18 protein-coding genes are annotated in these 20,546 nt (G+C 59.6%); 12 read left to right on the top strand and 6 right to left on the bottom strand.

The window, feature by feature from the left end; translation table 11 throughout:
- Positions 1-68 precede the first annotated feature (68 nt).
- The 3 genes from GDA65_04500 to GDA65_04490 are packed head-to-tail and all read left to right on the top strand — an operon-like array spanning position 69 to position 2,135.
- The gene (locus GDA65_04500) at positions 69-440 is read left to right on the top strand and encodes an FKBP-type peptidyl-prolyl cis-trans isomerase (protein ID MBA5861951.1); all 372 of its coding nucleotides are present in this window, start codon (positions 69-71) and stop codon (positions 438-440) included.
- A gap of 56 nt (positions 441-496) precedes the next feature.
- Complete coding sequence (gene gcvT, locus GDA65_04495) at positions 497-1,606, top strand: glycine cleavage system aminomethyltransferase GcvT (GenBank protein MBA5861950.1); 1,110 nt, start codon at positions 497-499, stop codon at positions 1,604-1,606.
- 10 nt (positions 1,607-1,616) lie between these two features.
- Positions 1,617-2,135 carry an NUDIX domain-containing protein gene (locus GDA65_04490; protein MBA5861949.1) on the top strand — a complete coding sequence of 173 codons (519 nt, stop codon included), beginning with the start codon at positions 1,617-1,619 and terminating at the stop codon, positions 2,133-2,135.
- A 76-nt stretch (positions 2,136-2,211) separates the two neighbouring features.
- On the opposite strand, the gene GDA65_04485 is transcribed toward GDA65_04490, so the two are convergent.
- The gene (locus GDA65_04485) at positions 2,212-2,436 is read right to left on the bottom strand and encodes a hypothetical protein (protein ID MBA5861948.1); all 225 of its coding nucleotides are present in this window, start codon (positions 2,434-2,436) and stop codon (positions 2,212-2,214) included.
- 234 nt (positions 2,437-2,670) lie between these two features.
- On the opposite strand from GDA65_04485, the gene GDA65_04480 reads away from it, so the two are divergent.
- The gene (locus GDA65_04480; GenBank protein MBA5861947.1) at positions 2,671-3,246 is read left to right on the top strand and encodes a mismatch-specific DNA-glycosylase; all 576 of its coding nucleotides are present in this window, start codon (positions 2,671-2,673) and stop codon (positions 3,244-3,246) included.
- A 109-nt stretch (positions 3,247-3,355) separates the two neighbouring features.
- Complete coding sequence (locus GDA65_04475) at positions 3,356-3,997, top strand: hypothetical protein (protein ID MBA5861946.1); 642 nt, start codon at positions 3,356-3,358, stop codon at positions 3,995-3,997.
- On the opposite strand, the gene rbsK is transcribed toward GDA65_04475, so the two are convergent.
- The 4 genes from rbsK to gcvP form a co-directional block, all read right to left on the bottom strand.
- Positions 3,994-4,914: a ribokinase gene (gene rbsK / locus GDA65_04470; GenBank protein MBA5861945.1), complete on the bottom strand. Its 921-nt coding sequence runs from the start codon at positions 4,912-4,914 to the stop codon at positions 3,994-3,996. The two genes, GDA65_04475 and rbsK, sit on opposite strands and share 4 nt — an antisense overlap.
- On the bottom strand, positions 4,902-5,897 hold the full coding sequence (locus tag GDA65_04465) for a nucleoside hydrolase (protein MBA5861944.1): 996 nt from the start codon (positions 5,895-5,897) through the stop codon (positions 4,902-4,904). The genes rbsK and GDA65_04465 overlap by 13 nt, the downstream gene beginning before the upstream one ends.
- 76 nt (positions 5,898-5,973) lie before the next feature.
- Positions 5,974-6,573, bottom strand: coding sequence for a hypothetical protein (locus tag GDA65_04460; GenBank protein ID MBA5861943.1), 600 nt, complete (start codon positions 6,571-6,573; stop codon positions 5,974-5,976).
- Between the two features lie 43 nt (positions 6,574-6,616).
- Complete coding sequence (gene gcvP, locus GDA65_04455; GenBank protein MBA5861942.1) at positions 6,617-9,502, bottom strand: aminomethyl-transferring glycine dehydrogenase; 2,886 nt, start codon at positions 9,500-9,502, stop codon at positions 6,617-6,619.
- A 206-nt stretch (positions 9,503-9,708) separates the two neighbouring features.
- On the opposite strand from gcvP, the gene GDA65_04450 reads away from it, so the two are divergent.
- The 7 genes from GDA65_04450 (at position 9,709) to GDA65_04420 (ending at position 19,014) form a co-directional block, all read left to right on the top strand.
- Positions 9,709-11,364 (top strand): FAD-binding protein, encoded by a 1,656-nt coding sequence (locus GDA65_04450; protein MBA5861941.1) that lies wholly within the window; start codon positions 9,709-9,711, stop codon positions 11,362-11,364.
- A 180-nt stretch (positions 11,365-11,544) separates the two neighbouring features.
- The gene (locus tag GDA65_04445) at positions 11,545-12,855 is read left to right on the top strand and encodes a tetratricopeptide repeat protein (protein MBA5861940.1); all 1,311 of its coding nucleotides are present in this window, start codon (positions 11,545-11,547) and stop codon (positions 12,853-12,855) included.
- Between the two features lie 3 nt (positions 12,856-12,858).
- Positions 12,859-14,130 carry a DUF898 family protein gene (locus GDA65_04440; protein ID MBA5861939.1) on the top strand — a complete coding sequence of 424 codons (1,272 nt, stop codon included), beginning with the start codon at positions 12,859-12,861 and terminating at the stop codon, positions 14,128-14,130.
- Positions 14,131-14,132: 2 nt separating this feature from the next.
- Positions 14,133-15,275 (top strand): M48 family metalloprotease, encoded by a 1,143-nt coding sequence (locus GDA65_04435; protein ID MBA5861938.1) that lies wholly within the window; start codon positions 14,133-14,135, stop codon positions 15,273-15,275.
- Between the two features lie 68 nt (positions 15,276-15,343).
- Complete coding sequence (locus GDA65_04430; GenBank protein ID MBA5861937.1) at positions 15,344-16,015, top strand: response regulator; 672 nt, start codon at positions 15,344-15,346, stop codon at positions 16,013-16,015.
- The gene (locus GDA65_04425) at positions 16,015-17,415 is read left to right on the top strand and encodes a HAMP domain-containing protein (protein MBA5861936.1); all 1,401 of its coding nucleotides are present in this window, start codon (positions 16,015-16,017) and stop codon (positions 17,413-17,415) included. The genes GDA65_04430 and GDA65_04425 overlap by 1 nt, the downstream gene beginning before the upstream one ends.
- Before the next feature lie 120 nt (positions 17,416-17,535).
- Positions 17,536-19,014 carry a Do family serine endopeptidase gene (locus GDA65_04420; protein ID MBA5861935.1) on the top strand — a complete coding sequence of 493 codons (1,479 nt, stop codon included), beginning with the start codon at positions 17,536-17,538 and terminating at the stop codon, positions 19,012-19,014.
- Between the two features lie 43 nt (positions 19,015-19,057).
- Here the strand turns inward: GDA65_04420 and rimO are convergent, their stop codons facing one another.
- Complete coding sequence (gene rimO / locus GDA65_04415) at positions 19,058-20,512, bottom strand: 30S ribosomal protein S12 methylthiotransferase RimO (GenBank protein MBA5861934.1); 1,455 nt, start codon at positions 20,510-20,512, stop codon at positions 19,058-19,060.
- Positions 20,513-20,546: the final 34 nt, after the last annotated feature.

Raw genomic sequence — 20,546 nt, 5'->3', positions numbered from 1 at the left:
AGACTCGCTTCTGGTGGACGACTTGGGGTATCGTGGGACTGATATTCATGACCATAGGGAGGCCAATGATGGCGCAGAGTGAACAACCCGGCACAACGGCGGAAGTCACGACCGCATCCGGGCTTAAATACGTAGACGTGGTTGTGGGGACCGGTCGTGAAGCCGCCGCGGGCAATCTGGCAACGGTGCACTATACAGGCTGGTTGACGAATGGCAAGAAGTTCGACAGCTCCGTCGACCGCCGTGATCCGTTCTCCTTTCCAATCGGCGCAGGCCAGGTCATCCGAGGATGGGATGAAGGGGTGGCCGGAATGAAAGTCGGCGGAAAACGAAAGCTCACGATTCCACCGGAACTCGGGTATGGCGCACGCGGCGCCGGCGGAGTGATTCCTCCCAATGCAACGCTGGTGTTTGACGTAGAACTGCTCGAAGTCCGATAAAACCGGTTCCTATTTCGGTCTACCTGCACCGCCACCATGGATTTCACGCACGTCCGATGAAACACACGCCACTGATAGACGCGCACCGTAACGCACAAGGCAAGCTGGTCGATTTTGCCGGATGGGAGATGCCCATTCACTATTCCGGCGTCGTCGATGAGTATCAGACTGTCCGCCACCATGCAGGGCTGTTCGATGTCAGTCACATGGGACGCATCCGTGTTGCGGGGCCTGGTTCATTGGCCTTTTTGCAGCGCGTCACCACGAATGATGTCTCGAAACTGTCGGTGCGCCAGTCGCAATACTCGATGGTCTGCGCGCCCGATGGGGGCATCAAGGATGATATTTTCATCTATCACGTGAAACCCTATGAATTTCTTGTCTGCGTGAATGCGTCAAATCGGGAAAAGATCGTCGCCTGGTTGCACGAAAAGGTCGCGTACGCTCAGGGCTGCACGGTTCAGGACCAGTCGACAGCTTTCGCGCAAGTTGCGATTCAAGGCCCCGCCTCACGCGAGATTCTCACCGCCGCCGGCGTGACCGATCTTCACCTGCTGAAAATCCGGCACTGCCTCGGCGCCGTCCTCTGTGGTCAGCCGACCCTGGTCACACGAACCGGCTATACCGGCGAATTGGGCTATGAGTTGTACTTTCCTGCTGAGGGAGCTATGACGATCTGGAATCGTCTTCTTGAGGCGGGACAACCGCTGGGCATGAAGCCGGCTGGACTGGGCGCGCGTGATTTACTGCGGCTCGAAATGGCCTACTTGCTCTACGGCAATGACATGGACGAACACACGACGCCCATCGAAGCCGGAGCGGACTGGGTCGTGAAATTCGACAAGGGAGAGTTTATCGGCCGCACGACCTTGCTTGCGCAGCACAGCAACGGGCCATCACGTCGACTCGTCGCCTTTGAACTCGTCGAAAAAGCCGTGCCTCGACATGGATTCAAGATTCTCAGCGCACAGGCGCCGCACGCAGAGATCGGCGAGGTCACCAGCGGAAATCTGTCGCCCATACTGCAAAAAGGTATCGGCATGGGATACGTCACTCCGGCGGCAGCCCAACCGGGATCGTCCATCCTGATTGATATCAGGGGAAAATCCTGCCCCGCGGTGGTTGTGAAACCACCCTTTTACAAGAAACATCCCGGCACACCGTAACCCGTACCCCATGGTCAGACCTATCTACAAAGGCGCGGTCGTCACGCTCAACGTAGAGACGGTACGCCTGCCGAACGGGCATACGATAGATCTGGAAGTCATACGCCATCCCGGGGCGTCCGCTGTCGTGCCGTTGAAGGTTGATGGAACAGTCGTACTGATCCGCCAATTCCGCCACGCCGCCAACGGATTCATATACGAAATCCCCGCAGGCAAGCTACATCCGAAGGAAAACCCGTTAGACTGCGCCGCTCGCGAGCTTGAGGAGGAGATCGGATACAAGGCCGGTCGCTACGAACTCCTCTCCAGCATTTTTACGGCCCCGGGGTTTGCCGATGAGGTCATCCATATCTATCTGGCCACAGACCTGACGCTTGGCATCCAGAATTTGGATCAGGACGAAGTCTTGGAAGTGGTGGAGATGCCACTAAGGGAAGCCATCGCAAAAATCGCGGATGGCACGATACGGGACGCAAAAACGATCGTCGGATTACAATTGGTCTATATTCGGCAAGTAGAAGAACCGTAAACGACAGAAGAGGACTCCCACCACTCGGATGGGAGCCCTCTTCAGCCAGCTAGCCTCGCCAAAAAACGGTTGATTCTTAGTGGCCGCCCTTCTTCTCGTCTTTCTTCTTCTCTTCGCCGAACACGGTCTGGGACAGGTGTCCACCCTTCTTCTCTTCCTTCTTCTTGTCATCGCCGAAGAGGGTCTGGGAGAAGTGGCCGCCCTTCTTCTCTTCCTTCTTCTTGTCGTCGCCAGCGAACGAAGGAGCGCTGAACGCCACCAACAACGCTGCCGCCATGACCGTCAACATCATCTTCTTCATACTGACTACCTCCTGTTAGATTTGAAGTTACCAACCACCGACGGTTCTTCGGTATAGCAAGGTCCTTGCCTTATGGAACGCTGGCGTAACTCCTTGTTTTTTCGCACCTCGAATCTTCAGATGGCCCGAACGTCCTATGAAGCGTCGGTCCATTCTGTGGCAGAATAGCCCGTCCTCTACTAAACCGCCTCATTCAATGACCTGAAATCCGACCCGATAAGGCTCACCGCGCACATGACCAAGAGACCTTGCCATCCCGGGACTCACCCACAAATGCCACGACCACCTTCCTTGCCTGACCATCTCGCACCGGACCTCAGAATATTATTTGTCGGAATCAATCCTGGTCTACGCTCGGCCTCAGTGGGCCATCATTACGCTGGCCACTCCAACCGTTTTTGGAAACTGCTCTATGAGGCAGCTTTAGTGCCGGAACCTCTCACGTACCGGGACGACGGACGGCTTCCCGAATGGGGCCTGGGACTCACGAACCTCGTTGCCCGCCCGACTGCGGGAATGGAGAGCCTCACAGCCGAGGACTATGCCACAGGCCGGTTAGCGCTGATGGAAACCATTCGCCGGTATCGCCCGCGTGTGGTTGCGCTTCTTGGTATCACACTCTATCCAATCCTCTTTCCCTTTGAACCGAGACAAGCAGGCCGCAAGCCCGGTCTGCAATCGGTACTGCTGTACGATTCCCGCGTCGTGTTGCTCCCGAATCCGAGTGGACGCAATGCGGCATATCCCTACAGCTGTCTGTTGAACGCATTTCGCACGCTTGCGCCTTGGACTGGCAATTTTTCAGGATAGGCTACCCCACGCCACACTGCCGGCTGCATGCTATACTCTGGCATCCAGCCCAATAATTGCTGTACCATTCCCGTCTTATTTTGATTCACCTCACATCATCGGTGTTCTTATGAGATACATCGTCATCCCAGTATGGCTCGCGCTTGTTCTGACTCTCATCACCGGGCAGGCTTCCGCAGATACGCCGGTACAACGCCTGACGATCGAAGCCATGCATGAATGCTCGCTGGGCCGGCAGGCCCAGACTCGTACGGATCGGATTCAACATTTCGCTTCGGGGCAAGCCCTGGGCGAGCAGGCTGTTGCGGCGGATGAATCATCGCCTGACGCGCACTTTGCCCTGTTCTGCAATCTCGGCGAGCAACTGCGGGTGGACGGAGAGAGCCTCTCGTCGCTCTTTGGATTCCGCCGAATGATGAAAGAGCTGAACCGCACCCTCGAACTGGCGCCCGACCATTTAGACGCACTCTCGGCCAAAGGCACCGTTCTGGTTCGCGTCCCGGGGTTTATGGGGGGAGACAAGGAAAAAGGGGAACTGCTGCTGCGTGAGGTGATTGCCCGTGAACCAGCGTCCGTCAATGCCCGATTGAGCCTGGCAAAAAGCTATTGCGCCGGTGGGCGACATGAAGAGGCCGTCGCCATTGCGACGAGGGCGCTGGATCTTGCCCAGGAACTGCAGCGCGTGGACTTCATACCGGAAGCGCGGCAAGTGCTCGCGCAACTGAGGGCCCAATCCGCCAAAGGAAATTAAGCGAGCGAGCGCAGGCGTCTCGATCCTGTCCGGCGGAGGCGGTCGATGTCGTCCCGGAAAGGGATCGCCGCCTGCGCGCCATGCCCGGTCGCGGCCAATGCCCCGGCAGCAGCAGCCATCTCCACCGCTGTCTCGATCGGCATTCCTTCAGCCAAACCGCAGGCCAACGCCCCATTGAAAGCATCCCCGGCGCCTGTCGAATCAATCGCTTCCACAACAAAGGCCGGAATAGGAATCACCTCCTGGCCGCGTGAGACCACTGCGCCATCCGCGCCACGAGTGACGACGACTGTTCCTGCGCCACCGCCTAGCAACACCCCTGCCGCTTCGACCGAGTCCGTGACACCCGCGACTACGCAGGCTTCGCGTTCATTCGGCGTGAGAATATCCACCATTCGTAAACACTCTGGCGGCAAAGAACAGGCTGGAGCTGGGTTGAGAATCGTGAGGAGATTATGTTGTTTGGCCAGCCGTAAGCATTCCTGGACCGTCTCAACGGGAATTTCCATTTGAACAAGCAGGACGCGCGCCTCGGAGATCAGTCCAGCATGGCGCCGCACATCCGCCGGAGTCAGATGCTGGTTGCTCCCGGGAACCACGACAATCTGATTGTCGCCGGCTGCATCGACCAGAATCATCGCGACCCCGGTCTGCGCTGCAGTATCACGCAGAAGCACCAGCTGCGACAAGCCCTGCGCCGCCAGATGCCGTTCTATTAGGACGCCGTTCGGGTCACTTCCGACTTTGCTGAGGAACGCGACGTTGGCGCCCGCGCGCGCCGCCGCCACAGCTTGATTCGCACCCTTGCCGCCGAACGATTGCAGGACATGGCGCCCGAGCAGGGTCTCGCCGCGAGCCGGCAAACGATCGACCGCCGCGGTGATATCGATGTTGCTGGAACCAACTACGACGACCATGGGCACAATCGACTGCGGATGACGCCCAACGCCCGTTCGGCGTCGACATCAACCGCCACCTGCATATTCGGATGGGCTTTCTCTTCCGGCCTGCGATGGCGCCGGTCCGCAACGGTGGCCCCCCGGGACACTCGCCCGACCACTTCCACTTCGACATGCAGCAGTTCGGTCTTGAGCAACGATGACTCAACGGCCGCGAGGACGGCCATCGGGTCGTGAAAGTACAGCAACCCGTGACCTTCGACCTGTTCGGCAAAATCAAAGGCTTTGGTGGTCATATCCGCGACGATGCGACAGCGCGGATCACGCGATGCCGCGGTCCACGTCTTGAGGACATCGCGGGGCACGCCGACACGAGTGGTTACGTCCAACGGCACCAGGGTTAACGGAAGCGCCGCTTGAAACACCCGCTGGGCGGCATGCGGGTCCACATACATATTGAACTCGGCCACCGGCGACACGTTGCCGGGCACGCCGATCGCTCCTCCCATCGCAATTATCGAGCGAAACTTTTGCACGGTGAGCGGATTCACTTTCAGCGCCACGGCCACATTCGTCAGCGGACCTAAGGTAATCAGCGTGATCTCTTCCTGATGCCGCCGCACACATTCGTTCCACACATCTTGCGCCGTGGAGAGAAGAGGCGGCAGCCGTACAGACGGGTACCGCATGGTCCCCTCTGCAGTCAGCACAGCATCCAGCTCGCCGAGCCCATCGCAGCCATGTACGTGGAGAGCCGTTTCCAGATCTTCTTCCAATGGTCGGGCTGCCCCCTGTCCAACCAGCAATCCGGGTGGTGGATTGAGAAGATTCAAGAGACGAAACAGATTCTTCGTGCCCTGCCCCACCGGCACATTGCCGCAGACCGTGGTGATTCCCACCACGTCCAACTCAGGCGATGCCAGCGCGAGCAGAATCGCCAGCGCGTCGTCGACGCCGGGGTCGGTATCAATAATGACTTTGGTCGGAGAAGTCTTCTGCATGCCTGAATGTTACGCCCACGAGGAAGAAACGTATGGAATTCCCCTTCGCCCCGGCAAATGCATGGATCACTGCGTGTTACAACGCGGCGTCAGGCCCTGAACCAGACTCGCTGAAGCGCGTGGATTGTCCGAGTTGTTCCAGGACGGTATGGAAGACAGATGTCTCCTGAGGCGGCCCCATCAGAAAATAAACCACTGCCGTATTCTCGGCGCCCATGACCGCCAACGCCCGGCCGGCCATCTCTTCGCCCTGGTACGATTGAGCGATCCACGCGTCAGTCTCCACTTGCGAACCGGCAGGAATAAATGACAGGCCATGCAACAACGCCAGCGGCTCACGGAGTTGTTCGCGAAGCGCCTCTCGTGTGACCCCGGTCAGGGGAAACATCATCCCCAGTTCCTTGCCTTCCTCGGGAGTGAGAAACGGCATTTCTGCATCATCAGGGCGATTGCTCTGCCAACCATCGGGAACCACGAACGACCAGCCGGTACCGGGAATCCTCAGCCTTGTCCCGGCGCGATAGGTCATGCCGGACACCACATCGAGCGGGCGATCTTCGGCATGCATCTCCGCAATAGCGGCGTATTCTGTGGAAGTCACCATAGGTAGGGCAAAGAACAGGTTGAGCAGGAGACAACACGCAGCGATCTGACGGATGACAGGCTCCTGACGCACACAACTCGCACCCGCCCGCCAGAGAGCACCGCCGCGCACCAGACTACGAGAGGCCATCCATCGGCGGACAGGTACAAAAGAGGTGGCGGTCGCCATAGGCTTCATCGATCCGACCCACGCTCGGCCAAAACTTGTTCTCGCGCACCCATGGAGCAGGAAATGCCGCCTCCTCGCGGGAGTAGGGTTTCGTCCATTCGGCGGCAGTCACGGCCAACGCCGTGTGAGGCGCATTCTTGAGCACATTTCCCGCCTTCGGCTGCCGACCTTCAGCAACGGCCTGGATCTCGCCGCGGATCGCGATTAACGCCTCACACAGTCGATCCAACTCACCTTTCACTTCACTCTCGGTCGGTTCGATCATCAAGGTACCGGCAACCGGAAACGAGACGGTGGGCGCATGGAATCCATAGTCCATCAAGCGCTTGGCCACATCCATCGCTTCCACACCGCTGCTTTCCTTGAGAGGGCGCAAATCCAAGATGAACTCGTGCGCGACGAACCCGCGTGCCCCGCCATACAAGACGGGGTAATACTTCTCCAGGCGTTTGGCCATGTAGTTGGCATTGAGAATCGCGACCTGTGTGGCCTTGGTCAACCCTTCCCGTCCCATCAAAGCAATATAGACCCATGAAATGGTGAGGATGCTGGGACTGCCATACGGAGCAGCCGAGACCGGCCCGATCGACTGCGGTCCACCCAGTTTCGTGACCGGATGTCCCGGCATGAACGGCATTAAATGCCGGGCGACACCGATCGGTCCCATTCCAGGTCCGCCTCCGCCGTGAGGGATACAGAACGTCTTATGCAAATTCAGATGGCAGACGTCAGCGCCCAGATCAGCCGGCCGGCAGAGCCCGACCTGCGCATTCATATTGGCGCCGTCCATGTAGACTTGCCCGCCATGAGTATGCACGATCTGACACATGCGGCGAATCCCTTCCTCAAACACGCCGTGCGTCGAAGGATACGTCACCATGAGCGCCGCCAACCGGCTCCGATGCTGCGTGGCTTTCGCCTCGAGATCCTTCAGATCAACATTGCCGCGCTGATCGCAGGCGACGGGAACGACCATCATGCCGCACATCGATGCGCTGGCCGGATTGGTCCCATGGGCGGAGACCGGAATCAAACACACATCGCGTTGCGTCTCGCCTCGATGCCGGTGGTACGCCCGGATCACCATCAATCCGGCATATTCGCCCTGTGACCCGGCATTGGGCTGCAACGAGATCGCAGCAAAGCCGGTGAGTTCCGCCAGCCACGACTCCAGCTGTTGGAACAACGCCTGGTAGCCCTGCACCTGATCGGCGGGAGCAAAGGGGTGCAGCCGCCCGAACTCCGGCCAGGTGACGGGCAACATTTCCGCCGTGGCATTCAATTTCATCGTGCAAGACCCGAGGGGAATCATCGAATGCACGAGCGAGAGGTCCCGAGATTGCAGCCGGTGGATATATCGCAACAACTCATGTTCAGCGTGATACCGGTGAAATACCGGATGCGTGAGATAGGGGCTGGTGCGCGCAAGGTTCGCCGGATACCGCCCGTCGACCGATTCGAGAATGGTGTGCAGCTCTTCCGCGGACATCTCCTGACCGGCGAAGAGCGCCAGCAGCTGCCGCACTTCCTCCGGATTGCTCCATTCGTCGAGCGACAATCCCAGGCTATGATCATCGTACCGACGGAGATTGATCTTCTGCTGCCGCGCCCGGTTCACAATCGTATCCGATTGTGCCGGCGAAAGAGGAACCCGCAATGTATCGAAGACAGGCTCCAGTCCGACTGCGCAGCCGTGCCGCCGCAACCCTTCAGCCAATGCCATCGTAAGGCGGTGAATCCGTTCTGCAATTCGCCGGAGCCCGGCAGGACCGTGATAGACGGCATACATTCCCGCCATGACTGCCAGCAACACTTGCGCCGTGCAGATATTGCTCGTCGCCTTCTCCCGGCGGATATGCTGCTCTCTGGTTTGCAAAGACAGTCGGTAGGCCAGCCGCCCGGTGGCATCTCTCGACACGCCGACGATCCGGCCTGGCATCTGCCGTCGAAACTCTTCCCTGGTGGCCATGAACGCCGCGTGCGGCCCGCCGAATCCCAATGGCACACCGAACCGCTGACTGGATCCCACTGCGACATCCGCGCCGAACTCTCCCGGAGGACGCAGCAGCGTCAAGGCCAGCAGATCGGTCGCCACGACCACGTAGACCCCGGCGGCATGCGCCCGCGTAATGAATTCGCTGTAATCCCCAACATACCCGTCCGTCGACGGATATTGGAGCAACATCCCGAAGAACTCGCCTGAGGACAGATCCAGCGACTGAATCGCGCCGACCTGCAGGACGATCCCCAACGGTTCCGCACGAGTCTGCACCACGGCAATCGTTTGCGGATGACAGGTTTCAGAAACAAAGAACTTGTGCCGTTCGTGACCCGCCGCGCGCGAAATCGCGGCGCACATCGTCATGGCCTCGGCCGCCGCAGTGGCCTCATCCAGTAGAGAGGCGTTCGCGAGGGGCAACCCCGTCAAATCCGCCACCATAGTCTGAAAATTGACCAGCGCCTCAAGACGGCCTTGAGCGATCTCGGCCTGATATGGAGTGTATTGGGTATACCAACCGGGTCCCTCGAGGATATTGCGCTGAATGACCGGCGGGGTGATGCAGTCGTAGTAGCCCATCCCGATCAAGGAACGCCATACTTGATTCTTCCCGGCCAGGTCGCGCAGTTCCGCCAGGACCTCCTGCTCGCCGCGCGGGGACGGGATCGCCAAGGAACCCTGCAAACGAATATCAGCCGGGACCGTCGCCTCGACAAGTGCCTCCAACGAAGGCACGTTCAACGTCTCCAACATCGTCTGGATCTCGGACTCGGTCGGGCCGATATGGCGGGGCACAAACGAATCGCTCGTTTCGAGAAAGTGAGGTTCTGGCATGGAGGTGAAATCCTGGTATAAGGTGACGCACTCGTTCATTCGAGGCAGCGTAGGTACCCTATCATGCAGAACAGAGTTTTCCAAGCGTTCAGCGGGCATCCTCCCCTCGCTTGTTTTCCCGAATTCCGTAGCGTAATAGTGAGATCGGACCCCATGCGCAGGGCAACGTTCGACCCGGCGAAACGGTATCAGGACAGGATCACCTCATGATGACCCATGACATTCTGGTTGTCGGAGCGGGACTCGCCGGCATGCGGGCCGCCATCGCCGTACCGCCAGACATCAACGTCGCCCTCCTCTCGAAGGTACATCCAGTCCGCAGCCATTCCGTCGCCGCCCAGGGCGGCATCAACGCGGCCATCGGCGCAGAAGATTCCTGGGAAGCTCATGCCTATGACACGACCAAGGGAGGACTGTACCTGGGCGATCAAGACGCCATCGAAGCCATGTGCAAAGAAGCGCCGCAGGACATTCTCGAACTAGAGCGCATGGGCGTGATTTTCAGCCGGACGCCGGAAGGACGCATCGCGCAACGACCTTTCGGAGGTGCGGGGTATCCTCGTACCTGCTACGCCGCCGACCGTACGGGCCATGCCCTGTTGCACGCCATGTACGAACAACTGATGAAACGCCGGTGCAAGGTCTACGAGGAATGGTACGTCACGGCATTGCTGGTCGAACAAGGACGTTGTTGCGGTGTGGTCGCGTGGGATCTGATCCGTGGCGGACTGCAGGCGCTGCGCGCGAAAGCCGTGATTCTGGCCACCGGAGGAAGCGGGCGCATCTTTTCCACCAGCACCAACGCTGTGATTAACACCGGGGACGGGATGGCGTTGGCCTATCGGGCCGGGGTTCCGCTGGAGGACATGGAATTCGTCCAGTTTCATCCAACCACATTGAAAGACACCGGCATCCTGATCACGGAAGGCGCACGCGGAGAGGGCGGGTATCTACTGAACACGCTCGGCGAGCGGTTCATGAAACGCTACGCGCCGGAACAAATGGAACTGGCGACCCGCTCCACGGTCTCCCTCGCCATCGGACAGGAAATCCAAGAAGGGCGAGGCGTCGACGGGTGTGTCCTGCTCGACCTTCGACATCTGGGTCGCGCCAAAATCCTGGAGCGGTTGCCGCAGATTCGAGAGCTGGCGATGGAATTCGCTGGTCTCGATCCGATCGAAACCCCCATTCCCATACGTCCTGGCGCCCACTACCAGATGGGCGGGGTCCGAACCAATGCCTGGGGAGAAACCGACCTTCCAGGCCTGTTCGCCGCCGGCGAATGCGCCTGCGTCAGTGTACACGGGGCCAACCGCCTGGGAGGGAACTCCTTACTCGAGACCATCGTCTTTGGACGCCGGACAGGCATGAAGGCCGCTGAGTCGATCCACGCATATCAGCTGCCTCCCATCTCCGACGCAATCCTGCAGAGCGAAGAGCAGCGCATCAACGTGTTGCTACGCAATCCCGGTCCGGAACGGGCGTGGCAGCTGCGGGACGACCTCGGCAAAACCATGAGCCTGAACCTCGGCATCTTCCGCACGAAACAATCCATCGAGGAGGCGCTCGGTGCCGTTCAAGTCTTGAAACGTCGCGCAGCGCACATGTGCGTGCAGGACAAGGGACGCATCTTCAATACCGACCTGATTCACGCCTTGGAATTGCAGTGCCTGCTGGAGATCGCCGAAACCATCGTCGTGGGCGCATTAGGACGGGAAGAAAGCCGCGGGGCCCACTACCGGGCCGACTTCCCGACGAGAAACGACAAGGCTTGGCTCCGCCATTCATTAAGCCACCGTCGTCCCGAAGGCCCGCACCTGACGTATGCCCCTGTCACCATCACGCGATTCCCCCCCACATAACGCTTCAATTCCCGTTCCTCATTCCTATCCCTGAAACCCGGTCAGCGCCGGGGAACCGCCCGCCCCAATCTACGCGGGCGGTTGCGCTCCTCCCGTTTTGCGCTATGCTTTTCAATATTCACCGATCACCCACTTACGGGACCGTCCAACAGGCGCCCGAGCGAAGGGTCGTAAGGCACCATGACTACCGTTCACCCTGGCGCGGCACTACCTGCACCCCCCGCGCTGACACCATCGGACTCTGCCCAGACCGCAATCTGTCCCTTCTGTCAGACGAATATCTCCTGCGCAGCCGTCCCCGGCCTGCCGTTGCACCAAGTTCCCTGTCCTTCTTGTCAGGCGAATCTCCTACTCCTCAACCCGGGAGCGAGGCCGACCGATGAAGACATGATCGACCGCTCGCCGGAGTGCGATCTTCCGGTCGATCTCTCGCGCCGGCCCACAGGCATCGCTGTGGCCGTCCTGGCCTGTCTGTTGAATTATCTGTTGTTGTCGGGAATGGCGTACTGGATGCTCGGACAAATCAAAACGACCCATGATCCCTACGACATCGACGCCCTGATGCTGTCGCCGTTTATCCTGAAGGCCAATGGCTGGACCCCGCTCCATATTGCGGCCGCGCGAGGCGATGTTTCCACTGCCGCGTCTCTCCTGACTGATGGACAGGCAGTGGACCAGCGCAACGGGAACGGGAAGACGGCACTGTATGAGGCGGCCAAGCGAGGGCACACCGATGTGGTGACGCTTCTCTTGCAGCATGAAGCAAACCCCGATGCGAGAGGAAAACAGGGCTTTACGCCCCTATTGGCAGCAGCGGAGCAGGGCCATGCCGACACCATTGAAGCGCTCCTTAGCAACGGGGCCGACATCAGAGCGATCTGCACCTGCGGTGATTCGGCTCTGCACCGAGCCGTCCGGCGAGGACATCTCGCCGCCGCGCAGATACTTCTCGCCGGGGGCGCGCCCGTGAATCAGAAGAGTCACGGGGAAACCCCGCTGGAGATTGCCGAACGCGACGAGGATCACGAACTGGTCGCGCTGCTGCAAGCACACGGAGGCAGAGAGTTTTCTGAAGCGAAGGCCAGACGCGCGCAAGGCATCGCATTCCAAAAACACGGCCAGATCGACAATGCGCTCTTCGCCTATGCCGAAGCGCTGAACCTAGACCCTGAAGACTATGAAGCCTATTACGGGCGCGGAACCGCCCTGCTCCAAAAGGACGCTCCCGACGAAGCCCTCATCGCCTTCCAGGCCGCCATTCGTCTCAATCCGACCTACATGAATGCCTACAGCGCAGCGGCGTCCGTATACACCGTGCGCAGACAATGGGATCAGGCCCTCATCCTCTGGGATCAGTTCCTCGCCTACCAACCACAAAACGGTCGCGCCCATTTCGAACGGTCCATCGTAAAGCGGGGAAAAGGGGATAGCGCGGGGTTCCTGCAGGGATTGCAACAAGCCTGCGCGATGGGCCATCAGGCCGCCTGCTGAATCATGACCAACGCGGCACTGCATGAGGACACGAGCGCCGCACGCGTCACCTGTCACCATTGTCTCAGCCCTTACCGGGTTCGCGCCCTGGAACACTTGACGCGGGCGTCTCGCAGCACCTGCCCGTCATGCGGCACCCGGTTCGCCGTGGTCACGCCGACGCCCGCAGCTTCTGAGGAAGACCGGCCGCATCGGCAACAGTTTCTGTCCGCAGTTCCCGATCCCGCGCCCGCATCCGGCACGACCGCGTCCATGATCTCCCCCATACGCGCGGCGTTTCATGGAATGGGCGGGACTCTGCTCGGCATGCATGTCGTGAACGTCTGCCTCACATTGGTCACGCTGGGCGGATATCACTTCTGGGCCAAGGCGAAGATCCGTCGGTATCTCTTCAGTCACACATCCTTTGCAGGCGACCGATTCGCGTATCACGGGACCGGCAAGGAACTCTATCAGGGGTTTCTCAAAGCCATGCTGGTCTTCGGCCTTCCTTATTTTTCCCTGAGCGCCGCGCATACGTTTCTGGACCTTCCGCAATCGATCGATAGGTTGTCGCAAGCCTTGGCCGGCCTGGTGTTCTTCTTCTATGTCCCCGTGGCCATCGTGAATGCGCGCCGCTATCGGTGCACCCGCACCTCATGGCGCGGCATCCGGTTCTCGTTTCGAGGACGGACCGCAGATTTCTTGAAATTGTATTTTCGGGGGTGGCTCCTCACAATCCTCACCCTGGGCACCTACTATCCCTATTTCCAAACTCAGCGTCAGGCGTTTCTGCACTCCCACACCTATTTCGGCAACCAGCGTTTCCGGTTCACCGGCCACGGCTCCGGGGTGATGGTCCCCTTCGCCGTCACCCTGTTTACCACCTATGCAGTCCTGGCCCTATGTGGGTTCGCCCTCACCATGCAGTTGACGAACGCGGGACTGACCTTGCTGTTGATTCCTATTGTGCTGGGACCGCTGTGGATCTGGCTCCTGGGACAAAAGCAGCGATACTTCTGGAATCACACCTCGTTCGGGGAAGCCCGCTTCACCTCCGATATCACGTGGCAACGGCTGTTCACGCTGTACCTGGGCAACCTCGGACTCCTCCTGGCAACCTTGGGGTGGGCCTGGCCCTGGGTCACGGTTCGCAATGCCCGATTTTTTATCGGCACGCTCTCGCTGCAAGGACCAGCCGATCTCGATCGCGTCCTGCAAGATACCACCGAAGTCTCCGTCACCGGCGAAGGCCTGTCGAACCTCCTCGACACCGGCTTCGACATGGATGCCTGATCATGCCGACCGGCCGAACCGCTCACTACCTCGACGGCCGCACGGCCACGCGACACCGCGTCACCCTCACCATCAGCCCGGCCGCGCTCCAGATCGCCATGTCCGACGGCAGCATGAAGCAATGGCCGTATGACCAGATTCGCCAAACACAAGGAACCTACCGCGGCGAGCCGGTCCGGTTGGAGTTCGGACCTGAACCGGCAGAGGCCGTGGTGATCGCCAGCCGCGCACTGTTGACCGAAATCCATACGGCGGCACCCACACTCGCGGAACATTTCCACAATCCCTCCTGGCGCAAAAGGCGTCTCGCTTGGACGCTGGCTGCGGGACTGGGAGTGGTGTTCCTTCTGATCAGCCTGTACCGGTGGGGAATCCCGGGTATCGCCTCCGCGGCCACGCCGTACGTGCCGACAACCTGGGAAGAATCACTTGGCCGACGGATCGTTGAACATCTGGCGTCGGAGACGCAGCAATGCCGGGATCCGGAGCGGCTTCGGAAGATCGACTACGTGGTGCAAACGCTGGCGGCCACCCGTCCTGACTCTCCTTACCGGGTGTCGCTCTCCGTGGTCGACAACCCCGCCGTGAATGCATTTGCCGCCCCCGGCGGCCAGGTGGTGATTCTGCGCGGCCTGTTGGAACGGACAACCAGCCCTGAACAACTTGCCGGAGTTCTGGCGCACGAACTCCAACACGTCTATCAACGCCACAGTACGAGAGCCATTCTTGAACAGACGGCCGGCACACTGCTGCTAACCGCGGTGTCGGGAGACCTGTCTGGAGGACTGGCCTGGGGACTGGAGGGTGCCCGGACGATGGGATCATTGCACTACAGCCGCACCCACGAACAAGAGGCGGACACCGAAGGCCTGCGCATGATGCAGGCCGCCCATCTCGATCCCGCCCCGATGATTGCCTTTTACGAAACTCTGCAGAAGGCTGAGCAGGATCATGCCGGACCGCCTGATTTCCTTTCGACCCATCCGGACATGGGCCAGCGGATCGCCACCCTCATCGCGCGTGCCGGCCCACCGCCGACCGACGCGCGCCGGCTGCTTCCCGGAGAAGACTGGAAGGACATCCGCACGCTCTGTCGCGTACAGGCCGGCACGCGTTCCAATCCGGATTTCGCCGCTCCCCCCTGACACAGACGTTTCACCGCATCACAGACCGGCTGCCTCTGTTATAATCCCCTCACCTATAGGCATGCCGTATGCGCGTTCTTGTCGTTGAAGATGAAACCAAGGTGGGCTCCTTCATTAAGCGAGCCCTGGAAGAAGAAAGTTACGCGGTCGACCTGTGCGAGGACGGCGCGCAGGGTCTCGACCAGGCCCTGACCGGCAGCTACGACCTCATCATGATCGACCTGATGCTGCCGGGTTTACCCGGCATGGAAGTGCTCACCCGCCTCCGCAAAGAAAAAATTCAGACACCCGTATTGATCCTGACGGCGCAGTCGAAAGTCGATCAACGCGTCAAGGGACTGGATGCCGGGGCGGATGACTACCTCACTAAACCGTTCGCCATCGACGAATTGCTTGCCCGCGTCCGAGCCCTCCTGCGTCGCGGCACGGCGGAAACGTCCGGCACGCTGCAGATCGATGACCTCATCCTCAACCCCGCCACGCGGGAGGTCACCCGCGGAGGACAGCGCATCGATCTCACGGTCAAAGAATATGCCCTCCTGGAATATTTCATGCGGCACGCGGGACGGGTGTTGACCAGGCCCATGATTTCCGACCATGTCTGGAATCAAGACTTCGACACCTTCACCAACGTCATCGACGTCTATGTGAATTATCTGCGGAACAAGATCGATCGCGGACGGGCTCGAAAACTGATCCATACGATACGAGGGAGTGGGTATATGCTCAAGGTGGACTGATGCCGCTTCGAGTCCGGCTCACCCTCTGGTACGGAACCGCTCTGGCCCTGATTCTGTTGACGTTCTCCGTGGTGCTCTACACCGTCACGGCCCGCGGCCTCCGCGACCAAGTCGATGAGTCGTTGCAGGAAACCGCCTCGGCCGCCGTGCGCTCGCTGGAGGTCCGCGGATTCCTACCCCTCATCGATGAAGATGCCTTGTTGAGCCAATTCCCGGAACTCACCCGTATCGACAAATTCTTTCAGATCTTCAGCCCCACCGGTACCATCACCATCCGCTCGCCGAATATCCGGCAGCACGACGTGCCATTGAGCCGCCCGGCCCTGGAAGCCGCCTTTACCGGCAGCACCGTCTTCGAGTCGGCTAGATACCCCAACGAACCGCCGCTGCGTCTGGTGTCCGTTCCTATTATTTACCGCGGCTCGTTGCTCTACATCGTCCAGGTCGGCACCACCCTCGAAGGGGTCGAAGAAACCCTGCGCCGCTTCCTTCTCGTGCTGCTCGTGATGGCGCCGATTGCGCTGGTTGTGTCTCTCGTCGGAGGATGGTTTCTGGCAGGACGCGCTCTGCGTCCGGTCGATTCCATCACCGTCGCCGCGCAACGGATCGCGGCGGGCGATCTGACGCAACGGCTGCACTCTGAACGCTCGTCGGATGAAATCGGGCGTCTGACCGATACCTTCAACAATATGATCGCGCGACTGGAAACCTCCTTCGCACAAATCCGCCAGTTCAGCAGCGACGCTTCCCACGAACTGCGCACGCCGCTGACCGTTATGAAGGGCGAGAGTGAGTTGGTCCTGCGCCGCCCCCGACCGGTCGAAGATTATATCGCCGTGCTGGAGAGCAATCTGGAGGAAATCGACCGGATGTCTCGCATTGTGGAGGAGCTGCTGTTCCTCTCCAGGGCGGACATGGGCCAAGTCAAAACCGAATGCGAGCCGGTCAGACTGGAAGCCTTAGTGGAAGACATTCAACGACAGGCCTGCCTCCTTGGCCAGGAACGGGAAGTGGATGTCATCATGGGCACGATTGAACCGGCGACCGTATGTGGCGATGAACTTCGTCTGCGGGAACTCATCCTCAACATCGTCGACAATGCGGTGAAATATTCACATCCCCGGGGCAAGGTTGAAATCGACTTGCGGGTGGAAGGCTCCACCGCGCGCCTTGCCGTGCGCGATTACGGGATCGGCATTCCCCAGACTGCGCACAAACAGATTTTCGACCGCTTCTTCCGCACCGATGATGCGCGGGCCCATACCAAAAAAGGGACCGGCCTCGGCTTGGCCATCTGCGCCTGGATTGCGGAAGCCCACCATGGACACATCGAAGTCCAGAGCGAGGTCGGCCAGGGATCTACCTTCACGCTTGTCCTACCGTTGGCTGACGCAGCTTAACGACTTCTAATTCCTCGCTAATAGTTTTCTCATCCGGGGCTGTTACCTTTCAATTGACTGTCGCACGTAGGATTCATTTCTCCCGCGCGTACAGACCACCGCCATCTAGGAGGAGCCCCTATGAAACGACCCACACCGTCACTCAGTATTTTGGCAGGTATTGCCGCAGTAAGCGCCGGGCTGATCTGGAGCTATACCCCGCTCTCATCGTCCCACGCCTCAAACCCATCACCGGTTGCAGAGGAGCGCACGATGACGCCGGCCGGTGCCCTGCCCGCTGCCGGATTCGCCGATGTGGCCAAGACCGTCACGCCGGCCGTCGTCAACATCACCACCAGCGGGACTGAGGAGGTGTCCGACCATGCCCGCCCGCGCGGAAAAATGGAAGACTTTTTCGGATCACCGTTCGGCCCGCGCCGGTTCGGACCGCCAATGGAGCCACGGGAACACCGTGGCGGCGGACAGGGATCCGGAGTGATCGTCACTCAGGATGGCTATGTGCTGACCAACAACCATGTGATCGCAGGCGCGAAAACGGTGACGGTCACGCTGCCCGATAAACGGGAATTCAAAGGCCGGATCGTCGGCAGTGATCCGAAGAGCGATATTGCCGTGATCAAGATCGACGGCACTCAGCTCCCGACCGTTCCTTGGGGCGACTCCAGCCGCTTGCAGGTCGGTGAATACGTGCTGGCAGTTGGAAATCCCTTCGGCCTCAATTCCACGGTCACCCTGGGCATCGTCAGCGCACTGGGCCGTGGACACATGGGGATCACGCAGTATGAAGATTTTATTCAGACGGATGCCGCCATCAATCCTGGAAATAGCGGCGGGGCGCTCGTGAATACGAAGGGAGAACTGATTGGCATCAACACGGCCATCTTTTCTCAAACCGGCGGCTACCAAGGCGTTGGCTTTGCCGTCTCGACCGGCATGAGCAAGCCGATCTATGAAAGCCTGGTCAAAACCGGCAAGGTTGTTCGCGGATACCTGGGCATCGGCATTCAGGACCTGAACCATGACCTGGCCAAATCATTTGGCGTGAAGAGTAGTAATGGCGCGGTCGTCACCGACGTGAAGGAAGAGGGCCCGGCGGACAAGGCCGGGATCAAACAGGGCGATGTGATCCTTTCCTTCCAGGGCGCGCCGATCGAGGATGCCGTGACACTCCAACGCGCGGTCACGCGAACCGCAGTCGGCAGCAAAGCCACGGTGAAAGTGTTGCGGGATGGCCATGAACAAGAACTATCCGTCACGCTGGCCGAACTGCCGGATACCCAGCAGGTAGCCAAGGCGGAGATCGAATCCCCGGACCAGCCATTGGCGGGTCTCGCGGTGCAGGAACTTGATCGGGAAACGGCTCAGGAACTGGGGCTCAAGGGAAAGATTCAGGGAGTCGTGGTCACCAATGTCGACCCGGAAAGTGACGCGGAGCGGGCCGGATTGATGCCCGGTGACGTGATTCGGGAAATCAACCGGAAGCCGGTGACATCCATGAAGGAGTTCGATCGGGCCGCATCGAGTCTCAAGAAAGGGCAAACCGTTCTAGTCTTGATCAACCGACGCGGCGCATCCCTGTATCTGAGCGCGAAGATCTAACTGCAGGCAGAGCGACGGGGCGGGGGGGCCGGTGAGCACAGGCTTACCGGTACCCCGCTCCGATTTTTTTGGGCATGAGCAACGCGGGAGAAGAGGGAGACGTGTGTGACCTGTCGGCGTGGCCGACAGGCTGGGCAATCAAATCATACCCGGCGACATCTGTCACTGTAACCGAAATGAAGTCGCCCGGCTTGGCAACCCCGCGTTCACAATACACCACTCCGTCGATCTCAGGCGCCAAACCCTGATGCCTCGCCTCCAGCAACCGATCCGACTCCTCAGACACCCCATCCACCAGGACTTCGATTGTACGGTCGAGGTACTCGCGGTTTTTGGACTCTGAAATCGATTCCTGTAAAGCCAGGAGCTCATTGCGGCGTTCTTCCATCACCGCCTGGTCGACTTTGCGATCGAGGTTCACGGCCGACGTGCCTTCCTCATCGGAATAGAGGAAGACCGCCACGCGATCGAATTCCATATCGAGCATGAACTGCTTCAATTCTTCAAAGTGCGCATCGGTCTCACCGGGAAACCCGACGATAAAGGCCGTTCGAAAGAACACGCCAGGAATTTTGGTGCGAATCCTCTCCACCAGTTCCGTCAGATGCTTGCGATCACCCAATCGGTGCATGCGCTTCAGCATCCCGTCGCTGATGTGTTGGAGCGGCATGTCGAGATACTTGGTGATGCGCGCCTCACCAGCATACAAATCCAACAACTCATCCGTGACCTGCTGCGGGTACAAGTAGAAGGGCCGGATCCAACGCAGATCGTTCACGGTGACCAACTCGCGCAGCAGAGCCGTGAGTCCTTGCTTGAGGCCAAGATCCACCCCGTAATTGATGGTGTCCTGGGAAATGAGGTTGAGCTCCTTGACCCCTTCTTTGGCCAGCCGTCTCGCCTCAGCCACGATCGATTCGATCGGACGGCTGCGTTGCTTGCCGCGCATGATCGGAATTGCACAGAAGGCACAGTTGCGGTTACAGCCTTCAGCAATTTTTAAGTAGGCGCTGTGTGGCGTGCCCAAACGGACGCGCGGCGTGTCGGCATCATAGAGGTAGGGTGGCTGCCCGAGCCAGAGACGTTGCTGGCGCGCCTTCGGAGCCAAGAGGCTGCGGCAGATTTCTGCGATGCGGCCGAATTCACCGGTGCCGACCACACCGTCCAACTCAGGCAGTTCATTCAGCAGCTCGCCCTGATAACGCTGCGCCAGACAGCCGGCTGCAATTAGGACGCGACAGGAACCGGACTTCTTGAGACGGCCATGTTCTATAATGCTATTGATCGATTCCTGCTTGGCCTCTTCAATAAAGCCGCAGGTATTGATGATGACCACTTCGGCGGCGCGCGCATCGCCGGTCAGTTGGAACCCGCCGGCCACCAGCGTTCCGAGCATGACTTCGGAATCCACCTGGTTTTTTGAACAACCCAGGTTCACGAAGCCGATGGTGGGTTTCTTACCTTTCGCCCGTGAAGGCGTAATCAATGATGAAGCCATAACGAGGCAGTCTACGAGACGGCGGAAAAGTCTG

The organism is Nitrospira sp. CR1.1 (assembly GCA_014055465.1).
Classification (GTDB): Bacteria; Nitrospirota; Nitrospiria; order Nitrospirales; family Nitrospiraceae; genus Nitrospira_A.
This window is presented reverse-complemented; position numbering and strand designations above follow the sequence as displayed.

What these genes read in the sequence shown, in the direction of transcription:
- GDA65_04500 (MBA5861951.1), top strand. Translation starts at nt 69, where the DNA reads ATGGCGCAGAGTGAACAACCCGGCACAACGGCGGAAGTCACGACCGCA.
- gcvT (MBA5861950.1), top strand. Translation starts at nt 497, where the DNA reads ATGAAACACACGCCACTGATAGACGCGCACCGTAACGCACAAGGCAAG.
- GDA65_04490 (MBA5861949.1), top strand. Translation starts at nt 1,617, where the DNA reads ATGGTCAGACCTATCTACAAAGGCGCGGTCGTCACGCTCAACGTAGAG.
- GDA65_04485 (MBA5861948.1), bottom strand. Translation starts at nt 2,436, where the DNA reads ATGAAGAAGATGATGTTGACGGTCATGGCGGCAGCGTTGTTGGTGGCG.
- GDA65_04480 (MBA5861947.1), top strand. Translation starts at nt 2,671, where the DNA reads ATGACCAAGAGACCTTGCCATCCCGGGACTCACCCACAAATGCCACGA.
- GDA65_04475 (MBA5861946.1), top strand. Translation starts at nt 3,356, where the DNA reads ATGAGATACATCGTCATCCCAGTATGGCTCGCGCTTGTTCTGACTCTC.
- rbsK (MBA5861945.1), bottom strand. Translation starts at nt 4,914, where the DNA reads ATGGTCGTCGTAGTTGGTTCCAGCAACATCGATATCACCGCGGCGGTC.
- GDA65_04465 (MBA5861944.1), bottom strand. Translation starts at nt 5,897, where the DNA reads ATGCAGAAGACTTCTCCGACCAAAGTCATTATTGATACCGACCCCGGC.
- gcvP (MBA5861942.1), bottom strand. Translation starts at nt 9,502, where the DNA reads ATGCCAGAACCTCACTTTCTCGAAACGAGCGATTCGTTTGTGCCCCGC.
- GDA65_04450 (MBA5861941.1), top strand. Translation starts at nt 9,709, where the DNA reads ATGATGACCCATGACATTCTGGTTGTCGGAGCGGGACTCGCCGGCATG.
- GDA65_04445 (MBA5861940.1), top strand. Translation starts at nt 11,545, where the DNA reads ATGACTACCGTTCACCCTGGCGCGGCACTACCTGCACCCCCCGCGCTG.
- GDA65_04440 (MBA5861939.1), top strand. Translation starts at nt 12,859, where the DNA reads ATGACCAACGCGGCACTGCATGAGGACACGAGCGCCGCACGCGTCACC.
- GDA65_04435 (MBA5861938.1), top strand. Translation starts at nt 14,133, where the DNA reads ATGCCGACCGGCCGAACCGCTCACTACCTCGACGGCCGCACGGCCACG.
- GDA65_04430 (MBA5861937.1), top strand. Translation starts at nt 15,344, where the DNA reads ATGCGCGTTCTTGTCGTTGAAGATGAAACCAAGGTGGGCTCCTTCATT.
- GDA65_04425 (MBA5861936.1), top strand. Translation starts at nt 16,015, where the DNA reads ATGCCGCTTCGAGTCCGGCTCACCCTCTGGTACGGAACCGCTCTGGCC.
- GDA65_04420 (MBA5861935.1), top strand. Translation starts at nt 17,536, where the DNA reads ATGAAACGACCCACACCGTCACTCAGTATTTTGGCAGGTATTGCCGCA.
- rimO (MBA5861934.1), bottom strand. Translation starts at nt 20,512, where the DNA reads ATGGCTTCATCATTGATTACGCCTTCACGGGCGAAAGGTAAGAAACCC.